The sequence below is a fragment of the Streptomyces odontomachicola genome (assembly GCF_039605595.1).
In the GTDB taxonomy this organism is placed as follows: Bacteria; Actinomycetota; Actinomycetes; order Streptomycetales; family Streptomycetaceae; genus Streptomyces.
This window is the reverse complement of the sequence record NZ_JBCFOK010000038.1, coordinates 1-17461: the sequence shown is the minus strand read 5'-3', so window position 1 is coordinate 17461 and position 17461 is coordinate 1. Positions and strand designations below refer to the sequence as shown.

Annotated in this window: 9 protein-coding genes; 6 read left to right on the top strand and 3 right to left on the bottom strand. The window is 72.0% G+C overall.

Going from position 1 to position 17461, the window contains the following annotated elements; all coding sequences use genetic code 11:
- Positions 1 to 200 precede the first annotated feature (200 nt).
- A complete protein-coding gene (locus ABEE00_RS35680) occupies positions 201 to 788 on the bottom strand; it encodes an Rv3235 family protein (RefSeq protein WP_345749987.1) in 588 nt (195 codons plus the stop codon).
- Positions 789 to 1052: 264 nt separating this feature from the next.
- Between ABEE00_RS35680 and ABEE00_RS35675 the strand changes: the two genes are divergently transcribed.
- Both ABEE00_RS35675 and ABEE00_RS35670 read left to right on the top strand, forming a co-directional pair.
- Entirely contained in the window at positions 1053 to 1565 is a 513-nt protein-coding gene (locus tag ABEE00_RS35675; RefSeq protein WP_345749986.1) for a DUF6912 family protein, read from the top strand.
- Between the two features lie 123 nt (positions 1566 to 1688).
- Positions 1689 to 2405, top strand: a complete 717-nt coding sequence (locus tag ABEE00_RS35670; RefSeq protein ID WP_345749985.1) for an HAD family hydrolase — start codon at positions 1689 to 1691, stop codon at positions 2403 to 2405.
- Between the two features lie 88 nt (positions 2406 to 2493).
- Here the strand turns inward: ABEE00_RS35670 and ABEE00_RS35665 are convergent, their stop codons facing one another.
- Positions 2494 to 3063, bottom strand: coding sequence for a DJ-1/PfpI family protein (locus ABEE00_RS35665; protein ID WP_345749984.1), 570 nt, complete (start codon positions 3061 to 3063; stop codon positions 2494 to 2496).
- Positions 3064 to 3496: 433 nt separating this feature from the next.
- Here ABEE00_RS35665 and ABEE00_RS35660 point away from each other — a divergent pair, with 433 nt between their 5' ends.
- Positions 3497 to 8545 carry an NAD-glutamate dehydrogenase gene (locus ABEE00_RS35660; protein ID WP_345749983.1) on the top strand — a complete coding sequence of 1683 codons (5049 nt, stop codon included), beginning with the start codon at positions 3497 to 3499 and terminating at the stop codon, positions 8543 to 8545.
- Positions 8546 to 8585: 40 nt separating this feature from the next.
- Here ABEE00_RS35660 and ABEE00_RS35655 read toward each other — a convergent pair whose 3' ends face one another.
- Positions 8586 to 10856 (bottom strand): glycosyltransferase, encoded by a 2271-nt coding sequence (locus ABEE00_RS35655; protein ID WP_345749982.1) that lies wholly within the window; start codon positions 10854 to 10856, stop codon positions 8586 to 8588.
- Positions 10857 to 11153: 297 nt separating this feature from the next.
- On the opposite strand from ABEE00_RS35655, the gene ABEE00_RS35650 reads away from it, so the two are divergent.
- The 3 genes from ABEE00_RS35650 to ABEE00_RS35640 all read left to right on the top strand — a co-directional run bounded on the left by ABEE00_RS35650 (position 11154) and on the right by ABEE00_RS35640 (position 17363).
- A complete protein-coding gene (locus ABEE00_RS35650) occupies positions 11154 to 12338 on the top strand; it encodes an acyltransferase family protein (protein ID WP_345749981.1) in 1185 nt (394 codons plus the stop codon).
- A gap of 149 nt (positions 12339 to 12487) precedes the next feature.
- On the top strand, positions 12488 to 13453 hold the full coding sequence (locus tag ABEE00_RS35645) for a class I SAM-dependent methyltransferase (RefSeq protein ID WP_345749980.1): 966 nt from the start codon (positions 12488 to 12490) through the stop codon (positions 13451 to 13453).
- 259 nt (positions 13454 to 13712) lie between these two features.
- Positions 13713 to 17363: a bifunctional glycosyltransferase/CDP-glycerol:glycerophosphate glycerophosphotransferase gene (locus ABEE00_RS35640; RefSeq protein ID WP_345749979.1), complete on the top strand. Its 3651-nt coding sequence runs from the start codon at positions 13713 to 13715 to the stop codon at positions 17361 to 17363.
- Positions 17364 to 17461: the final 98 nt, after the last annotated feature.

The window sequence follows — 17461 nt, the reverse complement described above, 5'->3', positions numbered from 1 at the left end:
CAAATCCACCCGTGGGGGGGGCCCCCCCCCCTCTGGGGGGGGGGGGCCCCGGTTTGCGGGGGGGCCCCGCCCCGGGGGCGGCCCCGCAGCGCTGTGTCCGGCCCTCGTCGGCGGGGCTCCTGTCGCCCGGGTCGTGTGGTGCTCGGCCCCCGTCGGCGGGCTCACCCGGTGCTCGGCCCCCGTCGGCAGGCGTTCAACCCTCATGCGAGGCCGCCCAGTTCGAGCGCGGTGCAGCGCCAGCGGGCGCTCCCGGGGACGGCCTCCAGGCGGAAGGCCAGGGCGCGCTGCCGCCCGCACACGGCGACCCGCGCGAAGACCTCGGCCACGCCGGGGCGGGGGAACTGCACGCCGAGCCCGGCGAGGGCGGGTACGGCGGGATCGGCGGGGCCGCCGGTGGCGTGATGGGCGCCGGTACGGGGTGCCGCACTCGTACGGGATCCGGCTATGGCGGCGGCGCTCGGCCGCAGCGGTGCGCTCGGCGCGAGGCGGATCAGCGCGTCGAGGACCGCGGCGTCCGCGTGCCCGAAGAGCACGTTGACCGGGCGCTGCGCGCTCAGCACCAGCATGAGCTGCTGCGCGAACCAGTGGTGCGGCCTCCGCGCATCGCGGCGTACGGGCGTCGGCGCCGGCCTGGCACCGCGGGTGCCGCGCTCGCCGGGACGCCGGGTGTCGCGGCGTACGGGCGGGCGACCGGCCGGAGGGCCCGCCGCGGGGCGCGGTCGGATCGCCGGAGCGGCGCTGTTCGCGCTGTTCGCGGCGGGCAGGGCTGTGGAGCGTGCGTGCGTCATGACGTCCCCCGTGACGTGCAGGTCGCGGCCGCCGGTGCGGCTGCTCGACCCGGTTGTAGCCCGGCGGGCACGGGGCCGCAATGCGTCTTCGAACGGGCCGGAGGGGCCAGGAGAGGTTCACCTATCAGGAGTGCCGGGGCATGCGGGGTTGACCGCACCCGCCGGTCACCTGCGGCTTCGTGCGGGCCCTGCGCCGGGCCGCGGCGCGGGGCGGCCCGTATCCTGGCGGGGCAGACCGTCCGGCGACACACGAAAGCGGCAGCCATGCGCGTCTATGTCCCCCTGACCCTCCCCGCACTCGAAGAGGCCCATGAGACGGGCGAGTTGGGTTCAGGGCAGGAAGAGATCCGTGCCTACGGGGTCACCCCGGCGCTCCGCGAGTGGTACGTGTCCGAGGATGCGGAGGAGCTGGAGTACGCCGCGCTGGGCCGCGCCGCGCGGGCCTCGCTGCGGCTGCTGGCCGGCGACCCCGGGGCGCCGCGCAGGCGCGTGGTCGTGGCGCTGGACGCCAAGGACAAGACGGTGACCCCCGCGCCCTTCGACGCCCTCGGCGAGGAGGCGATCGGGGAGGTGCGGGTCGCGGGCCCGCTGCGGCTGGCCAAGGCCGCGGCCGTGCACGTGGACGCTGACACGGCGGAGCGCGACGTGACGGCGGCGGCCGACGCGCTGGGCGCGGCCGACCAGGGCGACGAGGACGCCGCGTTCACGGTGGACGGCGCCGAGGACCACGAGCTGCTCTGGTACGCGACGCAGGAGATCCCCACCCTGCTCGGCTGAGGGCCGGGCCGAGGCTCAGGCGGGAACCCCAGCGGGGCCCCGGCGAAGGGGAGCGGTCCGCTCCGGTGCAGGTGGGCGGCATTCCGTACCCCGTTGTCAGACCCGGCACGTACGGTCGTGTCCATGGGATTGGGGAACGGCGACGGACGTGGCGCGCACATCGTCTGGGACTGGAACGGCACGCTGCTGCACGACATCCACGCGGTGATAGCGGCGACCAACGCCACGTTCGAGGCGCTGGGCATGGAGCGCATCTCGCTGGAGCGCTATCGGGAGCTGTATTGCGTCCCGGTGCCGCGCTTCTACGAGCGGCTCATGGGGCGGCTGCCCACCGAGGAGGAGTGGAAGGTCATGGACGAGACCTTCCACCGGGAGTACGAGACGCGGCTGACCGGTGTGGGTCTCGCCGAGGGCGCGGCGGAGCTGCTGGGCAGGCGCAGCGCGGCGGGCTCCACGCAGTCGCTGTGCTCGCTGGCCCCGCACACTCAACTGCTCACGCTGGTGCGGTCGATGGACGTCGAGCGGCACTTCCTGCGGGTGGACGGTGCGGACGGCCCGCTGCGTCCTGACGCGCAGGGTCCGGGCAAGAGCCCGCAGATGGCCGCTCACCTGCGGGAGCTGGCCGCGGTGGGCGGCGTGCGGCCCGACCGCACCGTGGTGATCGGCGACGCGCTCGACGACGCGCTGGCGGCGCGCGGCGCGGGCGCGGGAGCGGTGCTCTACACAGGCGGCTCGCACAGCAGGGGCAGCCTGGAGGAGGCCGGGGTCCCGGTGGTCGACAGCCTGGAGGAGGCCGTCGAGGAGGCGGAGCGCATAGCCGCCGCTGCCACGGGGCGCTGAGCGGCGGCCGGGCGGCCCACGGAGTGCTGAGCGACCGCCCGCAGCAACCCGTACAAAGCCACAGGGCCAAGGCTCAGGGCCCCAAGGCTCAGGGATTCACCGGCGCCTTCGCCCGCAGCACCGTCAGGAACTCCCGCATCCAGCTGGAGTTGTCGGCCCAGGTGCGGGCGGAGACCAGGGTCCCGTCGACCACCGCCTCGGCGTCCTGGAAGGTCGCGCCCGCCGTCCGCACGTCCCGCTCCAGCGCGGGATAGGCGGTGACGCGACGGCCGTCCAGGGCGTCCACGGCGGCGGTGAGCAGCGGGCCGTGGCAGGTCTGCGCGACGGGCTTGTCCGCGTCGAAGAACGCCTTGAGGATCCGGCGGAGTTCGGGGTCGTTGCGCAGGTATTCGGGCGCCCTGCCGCCGGGGATCACCAGCGCCGCGTAGTGCGCCGGGTCGATCTCGGCGAAGGCCAGATCGGCGGGCCAGGTGTAGCCGGGTTTCTCGGTGTAGGTGTCGAAGCCGTCCTCGAAGTCGTGGACGACGAAGCGCAGCGTCTTACGGGAAGGGGCGGCGATGTGCACGTTGTAACCCTCTTCGCGCAGCCGCTGGTAGGGGTAGAGCACCTCGAGGGACTCGGCGGCGTCGCCGGTCACCAGCAGGATGTTCGCGGTCATGGCCACCTCCGTGGTGCGCTCGCGCACGGACCGCGGACGGTTCGGCCCGCGCCTGTGCCCAAGGTGCCTGCGGACACGGCCGTTGCCAAGGTGCCCGTCCGCACGGAGCGCGGGGGCGCGCGGGCATGCATGCGAGTGCGCTCCCGCGCGCTGTCCGGATCGTCAAAGAGAGGGCCCCGGTTTTGTACACATACGGCCCATGACGGGCTCCCGGCCCGGGGCGATAGCCTTACGTACGTGATCAGCGCGATATCTCCCGGAGACGCCCGCAGCGGCGTCACGGAGCCGCGCCCGCCGCGCAACAGCGCTCGGGGCGCCGCTGGTCGTATCCCACGGCCCGGCGCCGAATCCGAACGGACGACATCCCGCGTTCCGCGCCGTGCCACCGCCGTACCCGACGTCACGCAACGGCGCGCGACAGGAGCCAGAGGACATGCAGACCAAGCTGGACGAAGCAAAGGCCGAGCGGCTGGCGGAAGCCGCCCGGGTAGCCGAGCAGAGTTCCGCCGGAGGAAACCATCCGGTCCGGGGGCTCGAGAACGGCGCCCTTGAGGCGCTCCTCCAGCGCTACTACCTGCACACCGCCCCGGAGGACCTGGCCGACCGCGACCCGGTCGACATCCTCGGCGCCACGCTCGCGCACTACCGCCTCGCCCAGGAGCGCCCGCAGGGCACGGCGAACGTGCGGGTCTACACCCCGACCGTGGACGAGCACGGCTGGACCTGCACCCACACCGTGGTCGAGGTCGTCACCGACGACATGCCGTTCCTGGTGGACTCGGTCACCAACGAGCTGTCCCGCGTCGGCCGCGGCATCCACGTGGTCATCCACCCGCAGGTGGTCGTGCGCCGCGATGTGACCGGCACGCTCCTGGAGGTGCTGGACGCGGGGCGCGACCCGTACACCCCCGACGGCGGGCGGCAGCGCGAGGAGCTGCCGCACGACGCGGTCACCGAGTCCTGGATCCACGTCGAGATCGACCGCGAGACGGACCGTGAAGACCTCCAGCGGATCAATGGCGATCTGCTGCGGGTGCTCTCGGACGTGCGCGAGGCCGTCGAGGACTGGCAGAAGATGCGCGGCGCCGCCGAGCGCATCTCCGAGGAGCTGGACGGCGAGCCGCTGGCCGCCGACCTCGACCAGCGCGAGGTCGGCGAGGCCCGTGAGCTGCTGCGCTGGCTCGCCGACGACCACTTCACCTTCCTCGGCTACCGGGAGTATGAGCTCTCCGAGGAGCGCGCGGACGACCAGGAGGAGCTGATCCTCTCCCCGGTGCCCGGCACGGGCCTCGGCATCCTGCGCTCCGACCCGCACCACAGCGAGGACAGCGACGAGGGCCACCCGGTCTCGCCGTCGTTCAACCGGCTGCCGGCAGACGCGCGCAAGAAGGCGCGCGAGCACAGGCTGCTGGTGCTGACGAAGGCCAACAGCCGCGCCACGGTGCACCGTTCCTCGTATCTGGACTACGTCGGGGTCAAGAAGTTCGACGCCGAGGGCAACGTCGTCGGTGAGCGGCGCTTCCTGGGCCTGTTCTCCTCCGCGGCGTACACCGAGTCGGTGCGCCGGGTCCCCGTCATCCGCCGCAAGGTCGAGGAGGTGCTGGCCACCTCGGGCTTCACGCCGGACAGCCACGCGGGCCGCGACCTGCTCCAGATCCTCGAGACGTATCCGCGCGACGAGCTCTTCCAGACCCCGGCCGACCGGCTGCGCGAGATCGTCACCTCGGTGCTCTATCTGCAGGAGCGCCGCAAGCTGCGGCTGTATCTGCGCCGCGACGAGTACGGACGCTACTTCTCGGCGCTGGTCTACCTGCCCCGCGACCGCTACACCACCGGTGTGCGGCTGCGGCTGATCGACATCCTCAGCGAGGAGCTCGGCGGCACCAACGTCGACTTCACCGCCTGGAACACCGAATCGGTGCTCTCCCGGCTGCACTTCGTGATCCGCGTGGAGCCCGGCGCCTCGCTGCCCGAGATGACCGACGCGGAGGCCGACCGGATCGAGGCCAGGCTCGCCGAGGCCGCGCGCTCCTGGGCCGACGGCTTCGCCGAGGCGCTGGTCGCCGAGTGCGGCGAGGAGCAGGCGGCCGAGCTCACCCACCGCTGGGGCGCCAACGCCTTCCCCGAGGGGTACAAGGCGGACTTCCCGCCGCGCGCCGCCGTCGCCGACCTCCAGCACATCGAGCACCTGGAGCGGGTGGCCGAGGGCGGCGGCAGGGAGCAGGTCCAGGCCGCGAGCGCCAAGGGCCAGGCGGGCGAGGGCGCGCACGGCGACTTCTCGCTGAGCCTGTACGAGCCGGTCGGCGCGGCCCCCGGCGAGCGCCGCTTCAAGATCTTCCGTACCGGCAGCCCGGTGTCGCTGTCAGCCGTGCTGCCGGTGCTCCAGGCGATGGGCGTCGAGGTCGTCGACGAGCGGCCCTATGAGCTGCGCGCCTCCGACCGCACCCGCGCCTGGGTGTACGACTTCGGGCTGCGGCTCCCCTCCAAGATGGCCGAGCGCCACCCGCAGGAGCTGGGCGAGGACGCCAGGGAGCGGTTCCAGGAGGCGTTCGCCGCGGTCTGGACGGGCCAGGCGGAGAACGACGGGCTCAACTCCCTCGTCCTGTCCGCCGGCCTGACATGGCGTCAGGCGATGGTGCTGCGCGCGTACGCGAAGTATCTGCGCCAGGCGGGCGCCACCTTCAGCCAGAGCTACATGGAGGACACGCTCCGGCACAACGTGCACACCACGCGCCTGCTGGTCAGCCTCTTCGAGGCCCGGATGTCGCCGGAGCGCACCGGCGCCGGGCACGAGCTGACCGACGGGCTGATGGAGGAGCTGAACGGCGCCCTCGACCAGGTGGCCAGCCTGGACGAGGACCGCATCCTGCGTTCCTTCCTCACCGTCATCCAGGCCACCCTGCGCACCAACTACTTCCAGAAGGACTCGCAGGGCGGCCCGCACAACTACATCTCGATGAAGCTGGACCCGCAGGAGATCCCCGACCTCCCGGCGCCCCGGCCCGCGTTCGAGATCTGGGTCTACTCGCCGCGCGTCGAGGGCGTGCACCTGCGCTTCGGCAAGGTCGCGCGCGGCGGTCTGCGCTGGTCGGACCGCAGGGAGGACTTCCGTACGGAGATCCTCGGGCTGGTCAAGGCGCAGGAGGTGAAGAACACCGTCATCGTGCCGGTCGGCGCCAAGGGCGGGTTCGTCGGCAAGCGGCTGCCCGACCCCTCGGTGGACCGGGACGCCTGGCAGGCCGAGGGCATCGCCTGCTACAAGACCTTCATCTCGGGTCTGCTCGACATCACCGACAACCTGGTCGGCGGCGAGGTCGTGCCGCCCAAGGACGTGGTCCGCAGGGACGGCGACGACACCTACCTCGTCGTCGCGGCCGACAAGGGCACCGCGACCTTCTCCGACATCGCCAACGAGGTCGCCGAGGCGTACGGCTTCTGGCTCGGCGACGCCTTCGCCTCCGGCGGCTCGGCGGGGTACGACCACAAGGGCATGGGCATCACCGCCCGCGGCGCCTGGGAGTCGGTCAAGCGGCACTTCCGCGAGCTGGGCCACGACACCCAGACCGAGGACTTCACGGCGGCGGGCGTCGGCGACATGTCGGGTGACGTGTTCGGCAACGGCATGCTGCTGTCCGAGCACATCCGGCTGGTGGCCGCGTTCGACCACCGGCACATCTTCCTCGACCCGAATCCCGACGCGGCCACCTCGTACGCCGAGCGCCGCCGCATGTTCGAGCTGCCCCGCAGCTCCTGGGCGGACTACAACACCGAGCTGATCTCCGCGGGCGGCGGCGTGCACCCGCGCAGCGCCAAGTCGGTGCCGATCACCCCGCAGGTGCGGGAGGCGCTGGGCATCGCGCAGGGCGTCACCAAGATGACCCCGGCCGAGCTGATGAAGGCGATCCTCTCGGCGCCGGTCGACCTGCTGTGGAACGGCGGCATCGGCACGTACGTGAAGGCCTCCACCGAGACGAACGCGGACGTCGGCGACAAGGCCAACGACGCGATCCGCGTGGACGGCCAGGACCTGCGCGCCAAGGTCGTCGGCGAGGGCGGCAACCTCGGCCTCACCCAGCTCGGCCGCATCGAGTTCGCGCGGCAGGGCGGCAGGGTCAACACCGACGCGATCGACAACAGCGCCGGCGTGGACACCTCCGACCACGAGGTGAACATCAAGATCCTGCTCAACTCCCTGGTCAGGGAGGGCGACATGACGGTCAAGCAGCGCAACAAGCTGCTGGCCGAGATGACCGACGAGGTCGGCGAGCTGGTCCTGCGCAACAACTACGCGCAGAACACCGCGCTCGCCAACGCCGTCGAGGGCTCCCCGAGCCTGCTCCACGCCCACCAGCGGTACATGCGGAAGCTCGTCAAGGACGGCAAGCTCAACCGCGGCCTGGAGTTCCTGCCGGGCGACAAGCAGATCCGCGAGCGGATGACCAACGGGCAGGGCCTCACCCAGCCCGAGCTCGCCGTGCTCCTGGCGTACACCAAGATCACGGTGACCGACGAGCTGATCGGCACGGGCCTGCCGGACGACCCGTATCTGGCGCGGCTGGCGCACGTGTACTTCCCGCGTGCCCTGCGCGAGCGGTTCGCCGAGCACATCGACAAGCACGCGCTGCGCCGCGAGATCGTCACGACGCTGCTGGTCAACGACACGGTGAACACCGGTGGTACGACCTTCCTGCACCGCCTCAAGGAGGAGTCTGGCGCCTCGACCGAGGAGATCGTGCGGGCGCACACCGCCTCTCGCGCGATCTTCCGGCTGAACGAGATCTGGGACGCCGCGGAAGCCCTGGACAACAAGGTCGCCGACGAGGTGCTGACCAGCATCAGGCTGCAGGCCAGGCGCCTGGTCGAGCGCGGCACCCGCTGGCTGCTCAACAACCGCCCGCAGCCGCTCCAACTGGCCGAGACCATCGAGCTGTTCGGCGAGCGGGTCGAGGAGGTCTGGGCCGAGCTGCCCAAGCTCCTCAAGGGCGACGACCAGGAGACGCACCGCGAGGTGTACGAGCAGCTGGAGTCGGCCGGAGTCCCCTCGGACCTGGCGCTGCGGGTGGCGGGCTTCTCCGCCGCCTTCCCCGCGCTGGACGTGGTCGCGGTCGCCGAGCGCACAGGACACGAGCTGCTGGACGTCGCCGCGGTGTACTACGACCTCGCCGACGAGCTGGGCATCACCCAGCTCCAGCAGCGGGTGAGCGAGCTGCCGCGGACCGACCGCTGGCAGTCGATGGCGCGCGCCGCGATCCGCGAGGACCTGTACGCGGCGCACCAGCTGCTCACCGCCGACGTGCTGGCGGCGCCGGACGACTCGGCGACGCCCTCGCAGCGGTACGAGGCGTGGGAGGCGAAGAACGCGACGGTGCTGTCGCGGGCGCGGGCGACGCTGGATGAGATCCAGTCGTCCGAGAGCTTCGATCTCGCGAATCTGTCCGTTGCGATGCGGACCATGCGGACGCTGCTGCGCAGCAACAGGTGAACCGATGGGGGCGCCCTAGGGGGCGCCCCCTTTCGCCTGGTCAGGTGCGGGGTTGCGGGGGCCTCGCGGCTTGCGGTTCCGGCGTGCCCACCCGTTCCGCCCCGACGGAACGACTGCCCACGCCTGTGAGGCGGAGAGCTAGATCATTAGCCGCAGAGAACGCCAGGCGTACTCCCAACCCCGTGTCTCCCAGCGGTACCTGTGGGGTCACATCCGTTGCTCGGCGGTCGTGTTGGTCGTCCAAGAGGCGGGACAGGCGGATCGCCGGCGCCTCGGGGGAGGGGCGGAGCCACAGGTCCCAGGTGGCCTTCCCGCCACCGGAGTCCAGCGCGGCCGGCAGCTCGTACGGGATCTCGCACTCGATCACCGGGCCCGACCCGGAGTCGGGCCCCGCCAGGATCCGCACCGGCAGCTCGAAGCCGTGCCCCTTCTCGCCGCGCGGCACCCCCACCACCAGGGGTTCTTCGCCCGCGCCTGCCTCCCCGTACAGCCGTGCCCGCACCCGGTAGCCGCGCCGTTCCAGGGCGATGCCGGTGACCTCGGCGTGTGACGGGCGGTGCCAGGCGCGTACGGCCAGGAAGCCGTCGACGGTCGTGTACGGCACCCACGGCGCGAGCGCTCCGTCCTCGGGGTCGTAGGGGGCGGGGGAGGTCAACAGCCGCGCGGTCTCCACGAGTTCGGCGCGGACGCGCCTGCGGCGGCCGTCGGCGGCGCGCTCCACGTACGTGTCCCAGCGGGCCTCGGGCAGCAGCCGGTGTGCCCCGCGCTCGACGCGTACCTCCGTCATGCCGTCCCGGGTGCGGGAGCGGTCGACCGGGATCCGTACGGGCTCGGCCTCCGGCCTGTTGCGGGCGCGGAGCAGCAGGGACAGCTCGCCGCGCGGCAGTCCGGCGGCGTCCAGCAGGACGGTCAGCGAGCCGTCGGCACAGGACCGCACCCTGGCGTGCTGCGCGGGCAGCGGGCGCCCGTCCGAGGGCCGCTTCCCGCGCAGCACCCGCAGGATGGGGCGCGCGTACGGGGCGAGGGCGCGGCGCAGCCGGGCGCGCAGCGGCGGGGGCGCGGCCCGCGCCGGCAACGGGGAGGCGGGCGGCGGGTGTTCGGCGGCGTTCCTGCGCCGGATGGAGCGCGCCGCGCTCAGCCCCTCGATGAGCTGCTCGTACTCGGCGGCGATCCGCTCCGGCGCGTAGCGCTGCGCCTTCTCCAGCGCGGCCGCGCCCATCGCGCGCCGCTGCTCCGGGTTCTCGATGAGCTGGAGCAGCGCGTCGGCGTACGCGCGCACGGTGGTGCTCTCCTGGCCGGCGAGCGGGGTGAGCAGCCCGTCCCGGCCGTTGGTGATGATCTCGCCGGGGCCGTACGGGCAGTCGGTGCTGACCACGGGGACGCCGCAGTGCATCGCCTCGACCAGGGTCATCCCGAAGGACTCGGCGTCCGAGGAGACGGCGGCGACGGCGCCCTTGGCCCACTCGGGGTCGAGCGGGGAGTGCGCACCCATGAGGAAGGCGCGGTCGGACAGGCCGAGGCGGTCGATCAGCTCGCGCAGCGCCCCCTCGCGTTTGCCGCGGCCGTACAGACGCAGCGTCCAGTCGGGGTGCTTTTCGGCCACCAGGGCGAAGGCGCGCAGCAGCCTGTCGTAGCGCTTCACCTTGATCAGGCGGCCCGCCGCGACGATCAACCTGCTCTCCCCGTCCGAGGGTTCGACCCCGGGGGCCGGCACGGCGTTGGGCACGCAGACCACGGTGACCCCGCGCGCGGCGGGCCGGTCGCTGCTGCCGGGGACGGCGGCGCGGTAGTCGGCGGCGTCCGCGTACGAGACCGTGACGAAGGCGTCCAGGCCGGCGACGGCGGTGTCCTGATGTGAGCGGGTGTGCGCGCTGTGCATCGCGTGGGTGAGGTGCTCCTGGCCGATGCGCAGATAGCGGTCGTCTCCGTAGGCGGCCAGGTAGTCGTTGAGCTTGGGGCGGGTGGCGATCACCACGTCCGCGTCGGTCGCGCGCAGCCAGCCGCGCACCCGCACGTCCCCGAGGCGGGTCGCGATGGAGCGCCTGAAGTGGTCGCCGCCCTCGGCGAAGCGCTCGCTGGGCCGGTGCAGCAGCGGGTCGTCGCCGTCATAGGCGGGCGAGTCCGGGCGCAGGTCGATGAGCGGGGTCAGGGTCACCCGCGGGTCGAAGGGCAGGGCAGGGCGCGCGACGTGCCGGCGGAGGCTGACCACCTCGACGGTGTGCCGGCCGGCGAGCGCTCCGGAGAGGTTCACGACGGACCTGATCGTCCCGCCGATGCCGTACGCGTTGTCCAGCAGGAACGCAATTTTCATCTGGCGTCCAGGATTTTCATCTGCCGTCCAGCTTCCTTGCCCGTGGAGGTCCCCGTACGTCGGTATATGTCCGCTTCATGTGTATTGTTCCTTTCCTGGGTTGACGATGCGACTTCGTGTGACTTGACGTATAGGGAGGATCTGGACGATCAAGGCTCTATGACCGTTTCGCCGGGGCGATTCGACCCGGTTCCGGGGGTCGCCGGTGCCCGGACGATGGCCGATTTCGCTCTTTCGGGCTGCCGATTGCATGGCCCATGTCCCCAAACACAGCTTTCGCGCTTACCGTCTGAGGCAATGTCCACCGACACCTTCAACCTCCCCCGTCTCTCCTCCGCTCCCGCGGACGCCTCGCCCCCCGCTCCTGAGGCGTCCGCCAAGCCCGCCGTGGTCTCCCAGCCGGCGGGCGGTTCCGCCGGCCGCGACCCGTTTTTCGACAACTCCAAGTACCTGCTGGTGGTACTGGTCGCCGTGGGGCACGGCCTGGGCCCGATCGCCGGTGACATGCGCGCGGTCACCGCGGTGTACATGGTGATCTACTCGTTCCACATGCCGGTGTTCGTGCTCATGTGCGGGTACTTCTCGCGGAGTTTCACCGGCCGCCCCGACCAGATCAGAAAGCTGATCTCCGGGGTGCTGGTCCCCTATGTGATCTTCTATGTGCTGTACCAGGCGGTCTACAAGATCGCCTGGGGCCGCGAGTTCAAGACCACGCTGCTCACGCCGGACTATCTGCTCTGGTTCATGGTCGCGCTGTTCATCTGGCGGATCACCGCTCCGCTGTGGCGCTCGGTGCGCTGGCCCGTGGCGATCGCCATCGGGCTCTCGATCCTGTCCGGCGTGGTCAATGCCGGTTATGAACTGAGTCTTTCCAGGGTTTTGACCTTCCTCCCCTGGTTCGTGCTCGGACTGAAGCTGCGCCGCGAGCACTTCCGCGCGCTGCGCGCCCGCATCCCCAAGCGGTACGCCTTCTTGACCATGGTCCTCGCGCTCGCAGGGTCCTGGGCGGTCGCCCCGTACGTGACCTCCAACTGGCTCCTGATGCAGATGGACAACGACACGCTCGGGGTCTCGGCGCCGGTCTACATCGGGATGCGCATCGCGCTCTTCGGGGTCAGCGCGGTGCTCTCGCTCGCGTTCCTCGCACTGATCCCGCGGCGCGAGCTGCCGATCACCGCGCTGGGCGCGGCCACGATGTTCCCGTACCTGCTGCACGGCCTGGCGCTCAAGACATTCGAGGGACTCGGCGGTTACGAGACCGTGTACAACGCGGGGATCCTCGGTGCAGCCGTGCTCGTGTGCGCCACCGTTGCGCTGGCACTGCTGCTGAGCACCGCGCCCGTGCGTTACGCTCTCCGCCCACTCGTCGAACCCCGGTTCCCGCGCTGGCTGGAACCGGTCTCGCCGGGACAGCACCGCCGCACGGCCTTTGACGCCTTCGACCCGACGGCTCCCGTTACCCGGGCGTCCAACGGCAGTTGAACCTTCAGTGGACGCCGCCGGTCGCCCGGTGGAACGCCTCCCGGTCGGGCGGGGTTCGATTCGCGAATGCCGGCACGGGCCCTATATACAGGGCCGATGGGCTTACGCTGCCCAGAGATGCTCCCGTCGTCTGAGGAGATGCGCTCCGCATGACAACCGCAGCAACACCTTCCACCAACTCCGCCGACGCCGACGCCGAGAAGCTGCCCAAGCCGCAGAGCTTCTACGACGTCAAGGGCTGGTTCTTCAACGGCGATATCGTGCTGTTCGACTGGTTCCTGGAGCGCCAGGCACGTCTGGACCAGCACGGCGACCTGCTCGAAATGGGCGCCTACATGGGCAAGAGCGCGATCATGATGCGCTCCTACCTCAGGGACGACGAGACGTTCACCGTGTGTGACCTCTTCGACTCCGATGCTCCCGACGAGCACAACCAGAGCGAGATGCACGGCTCTTACTCCACGCTGACGCGCCGTGCCTTCGAGGCCAACTACCTCTCCTTCCACGACGAGCTGCCGCGCATCATCCAGGCGCCGACCTCCGTCGTACCCGACGAGGTGGAGGACGACAGCTGCCGTTTCATCCACATCGACGCCTCGCACCTGTACGAGCACGTGTGGCCGGACATCGCCGCGGCGCGCAACGCGCTCAAGGACGACGGCATCGTGGTCATGGACGACTACCGCTCCGAGCACACCCCGGGTGTCTCCTGCGCGGTCTGGCAGGCGGTGACCGAGGGCGACCTCAAGCCCATCTGCGTCAGCGGCCAGAAGTTCTACGGCACTTGGGGCGACCCCAAGCCCGTGCAGGACGAGCTCTACAAGGAGCTCAAGGAGCGCGGCGACTGCTGGCTCCAGATGCAGGAGGTCGCCGGGCACAAGCTGCTGCTGGCCGTCGGCAAGAAGGCCAAGCGCCCCGCGCTGCCGGTGTCGAAGCACGCCAAGAGCGGCGCAGCGAAGGTGGCCAGGCAGGCCACCCCGGCCGAAGCGCGCAACGGCGCGGCGCCCCGCGCCGCCGTCCCCGCGCCGGCCTCCTCGCGCGCCAAGAAGCTGGCGAAGGACCTGCTGCCGCCCATCGTCACGCGCGCCATCGTGCGGAGCCGCAAGCGCCGTTGAGCGCCGCGACCGTCCACGTCGCATGACGGGGCCCGGGGAGCCTCCCCCGGGCCCCTCGGCGTATGTACGAGATTGCGCGCGGCGCACCTTGTGAGGCCCATGTAAGCGCGAGCTGTGGGCAGTTGGCTGATGTGACAAGGGTTTCGAGCGGGGCGTACTGTCCGCGCATGAAGTGCCGGAATCCCTCATTCAGCGATCTGCCGAGCGGGCTCATATCCGCACACGGCCGCTGACATCCGCCGAGAAAGGTCCCGCGCGCATGGTGCCCCGCCTGTCCGTCGTCGTCCCCGTACGCGATGTCGAGCCCTATATCGAGGCGTGTCTGACCTCGCTCGCCGAGCAGCGTGTGGACGCGCTGGAAGTCGTGGTGGTGGACGACGGCTCGACGGACGGGACGGCGGCGGTGGCCCGGCGGTTCGCCGACGGCGACCCCCGGTTCCGGGTGCTGGAGCAGGAGCACTCGGGGCCCGGCGCGGCCCGCAACGCGGGGGTCCGCGCGGCGCACGCCGAGGCGGCGTTCCTGGCCTTCGCCGACGGCGACGACGTCGTACCGCCCGACGCCTACGGGCTGATGCTGGACGCGCTGGAGGAGTCGGGCTCCGATCTGGCCGTCGGCAATGTGATGCGGCTGCGCACCAACGGCGAACTGCGCCAGTCCTCCTGGCTGTTCCGGCCGGCCCGCACGACCCGGCTCGCCACGCACATCACCGGTGACCGGCTGCTGCGGTACGACCGCACGGTGTGCAACAAGGTGTTCCGCAGGTCCTTCTGGGACGCCCATGAGCTGGCCTTTCCCGAGGACGGCAGGGACGAGGCGCTGCCCGTGGTGCAGCCCGCGCACCACCTGGCGACGGCCGTGGACGTGCTGGCCGAGCCCGTCTACCACTGGCGCGAGCGCACCGGCGCGCACCAGGCGGCCACGCAGGAGCGGCGCACCTCGCCCGAGGGCGTACGGGACCGGGCGGCCGCGGTGCGCTCGGTCAGCGCGTTCCTCGGGAAGCACTACGGCGAGGCCGCGCCCGAGCACCGGCGCGACTTCGACGGCCAGGCGCTCTCCTGGCACCTGTGGCCCTTCCTGGACGGGCTGCCGCAGGGTGACGAGACGTTCCGCCAGGCGTTCCTCGACCACGCGGGCGCCATCGCCGAGGAGGCGGGCGCCGCCGTGCAGGAGGGGCTGCCCCTGGACCTGCGGGTCAAGTGGCGGCTGGTGCGCGAGCGGCGGCTGCCCGAGCTGCTGGAGCTGCTGGAGTTCGAGCAGGACAACCACCGCGCGTTCGCGGTGCGCGGGCTGCGGCGAAGATTCGCGCGGTATCCGACCGTGCCCAAGGGTCTGGTCCCGCGCCGCCTGCTCACCCTCGGAAAGGGCGACCTTCCGCTGGTCAGCCGCCTGCAGGAGGCCGTGTGGCGGGACGGCAAGCTGTATCTGCGCGGCTACGCCTACATACGCAACCTCCCCGCCGACGCCCCGCACCGCGCGCTGAAGACCGCCGTCGCGCGGCTGGGCAAGAAGCGCGTGCTGCCGCTGCGGGTGCGCACCGTGCGCTCGCCTGAGGCCACGTACCAGTCAGGACAGGACCTGCACCGCTACGACCGTGCCGGTTTCGAGATCGTCGTCGACCCGCGCAGGCTGCGCACCAAGCGGCGCAGCGCCGCGTGGCAGCTCGACATCGCGCTGCTGCACGGCGGCCTGGCCCGGCGCGGCGGGCTCGGCAACGACGGCGGCGTGACCGCTCCCGCCGTGCACTACCTGGACGAGCACACCAGGGTGGTCCCCTCCTTCCGCAAGAAGCGGCTCCAGCTCCAGGTGGAGCAGGTCGCCGCGCGGCTGGACGGGCACCGCAGGGACGGGGCGCACGTCCTGCTGGAGGGCGCGGTGCGCGCCGACGAGCCCGGCGTGGGAGGTCCCGCCGCGCTGCGGCTGCGGCACTGGCACTCCGAGGCCGGGGCCGCGTGCCCCGTGGAGTGGGGCGGCCGCGAGGGGGAGTCGGGCGCGTGGCGCTCCTTCACCGCGCGTGTGCCGCTCGCCGAGCTGGAGGAGGCGCGCGCCGGGATGCCGCTGCCCGCGCGGGGGCCCGCGCGCGACGCCGAGCCGCGCCGCACGGAGCCGTGGGGCGTACGGCTGGTGCTGGGCGCCCAGGCGGAACCGGACACGGACGAGGACGACGGGCGGCAGCTCTCGCTCGCGGTGCGCGGCCGCACCGACCTGGGCCGCTATCCGCTCGGCCTGGACCACAGGCTCGGCGGCCTGTCCCGCGAACTGTGCGTCACGGTCAGCGCGTACGGGAACCTGGTCCTCTGCGACCAGACGCTCCAGCCGGTCACCGACGGCGCCCACTGGGAGCCCGGCGAGGAAGAGGACGGCAGCGGAGCGGAGCTCGTGCTGGAGGGCAGCTTCCCGCGCGAGGAGAGCGACGGCGCCGAGGACTCCGAGTCGGTCCAGCTCGTGCTGCGGCACAGCAAGTCGCTCACCGAGGCCGTGCTCCCGGTCACCCTCACGGACGGGCGGTTTCGCGCCAGAGTGCGGCCGGGCGCCATCCCGGGGCCCGGCACGCGGCTACCGCTCGCCGAGGGCCACTGGTACCTCTTCTTCCGCGACCGCGGCGCCACCGACCTGCACCGTGACGCGCCGGTGCGGCTGCTGCCCGCCGAGCACAACGCGCTGCCGCTGACCCGCACGGCGGGCGGGCGCGAGTTCTCGCTGGAGCGGCGCTTCCACGACCGGCTGCTGCTGGTCTCCGGGTCCGTGCTGGCGCCCGACGAGCGCGGCGGCTACCGGCAGCGCAAGCTGCGCACCCGGTACGCGGACAAGCTCCGCGAGCGCCCGCTGCGCGACGCCGTGCTCTACAGCAGCTTCGACGGGCGGCAGTTCTCCGACTCGCCGCGCGCCGTGTACGAGGAGCTGGCCTCCCGCGACACCGGCCTCGACCACCTGTGGACGGTCGCCGACCAGCAGGCCGAGGTGCCGCCCGGCACACGGGCGGTGCGGCGGAACAGCGCCGAGTGGTACGAGGCCCTGGCCAGATCCCGGTACGTGGTCACCAACGGTCAGCTCCCCGACTGGTTCAGGAAGCGGGACGGTCAGTTCGTCGTGCAGACCTGGCACGGGACGCCGCTCAAGCGCATCGGGAAGGACCTGGAGGGCGGCGAGTTCTCCAACCCCGCCTACATCGCCTCGCTGCACGAGCGCTCCGCGCAGTGGAGCCTGCTCGTGTCGCCGAACAGCTTCAGCACGCCGATCCTGCGCCGCGCCTTCTGCTACGAGGGCGAGATCCTGGAATCCGGCTACCCCCGCAACGACCTGCTGTTCTCCGCCGCGCGCGAGAAGGCGGCGGCCGAGGTGCGCGAGTGCCTGGGGCTGCCGCAGGACAAGCGGCTCGTGCTCTACGCGCCCACCTGGCGCGAGGACCGCCCGCTCGGCTTCCAGAAGTACGAACTGGACTTCCGCCTCGACCTGGAGGCCGCGGAGAAGGCGCTCGGCGACGACACGGTGCTGCTGGTGCGCAAGCACTACATGGTGTGCGGTCCGGTGCCGGGCGCCGACGACGGCGGCTTCGTGCGGGACGTCACCAACTACCCGGACGTGGCCTCGCTGTTGCTCATATCCGACGCGCTGGTGACCGACTACTCCTCGCTGATGTTCGACTTCGCCCAGACGGGGCGCCCGATGCTCTTCTACACGTACGACCTGGAGCGGTACCGGGACACCCTGCGCGGCTTCTACTTCGACTTCGAGGCGCAGGCGCCGGGCCCGCTGATCCAGAGCGGCGAGGACCTGATCGAGGCGCTGCGGGACCCGGAGCGCGCGGCGGCCCCGCACGCCGAGGCGTACGAGGAGTTCCGCCGCACGTTCTGCGACCTGGACGACGGCACGGCGGCCCGCGCGGTCGCCGATCGCATGCTGCGCGAGTAGCCGTCGCGGGCCCCGGGGCCCCCCCGGGGGGGCGCCGGGGGCGGCGCGGGGGGCGGCGGGGCCCCCCAGCCGGGGGGGCGGGGGGGGCGGGGGCCGGC

What these genes read in the sequence shown, in the direction of transcription:
- ABEE00_RS35670 (WP_345749985.1), top strand. Translation starts at nt 1,689, where the DNA reads ATGGGATTGGGGAACGGCGACGGACGTGGCGCGCACATCGTCTGGGAC.
- ABEE00_RS35665 (WP_345749984.1), bottom strand. Translation starts at nt 3,063, where the DNA reads ATGACCGCGAACATCCTGCTGGTGACCGGCGACGCCGCCGAGTCCCTC.
- ABEE00_RS35655 (WP_345749982.1), bottom strand. Translation starts at nt 10,856, where the DNA reads ATGAAAATTGCGTTCCTGCTGGACAACGCGTACGGCATCGGCGGGACG.
- ABEE00_RS35640 (WP_345749979.1), top strand. Translation starts at nt 13,713, where the DNA reads ATGGTGCCCCGCCTGTCCGTCGTCGTCCCCGTACGCGATGTCGAGCCC.
- ABEE00_RS35650 (WP_345749981.1), top strand. Translation starts at nt 11,154, where the DNA reads ATGTCCACCGACACCTTCAACCTCCCCCGTCTCTCCTCCGCTCCCGCG.
- ABEE00_RS35675 (WP_345749986.1), top strand. Translation starts at nt 1,053, where the DNA reads ATGCGCGTCTATGTCCCCCTGACCCTCCCCGCACTCGAAGAGGCCCAT.
- ABEE00_RS35645 (WP_345749980.1), top strand. Translation starts at nt 12,488, where the DNA reads ATGACAACCGCAGCAACACCTTCCACCAACTCCGCCGACGCCGACGCC.
- ABEE00_RS35680 (WP_345749987.1), bottom strand. Translation starts at nt 788, where the DNA reads ATGACGCACGCACGCTCCACAGCCCTGCCCGCCGCGAACAGCGCGAAC.
- ABEE00_RS35660 (WP_345749983.1), top strand. Translation starts at nt 3,497, where the DNA reads ATGCAGACCAAGCTGGACGAAGCAAAGGCCGAGCGGCTGGCGGAAGCC.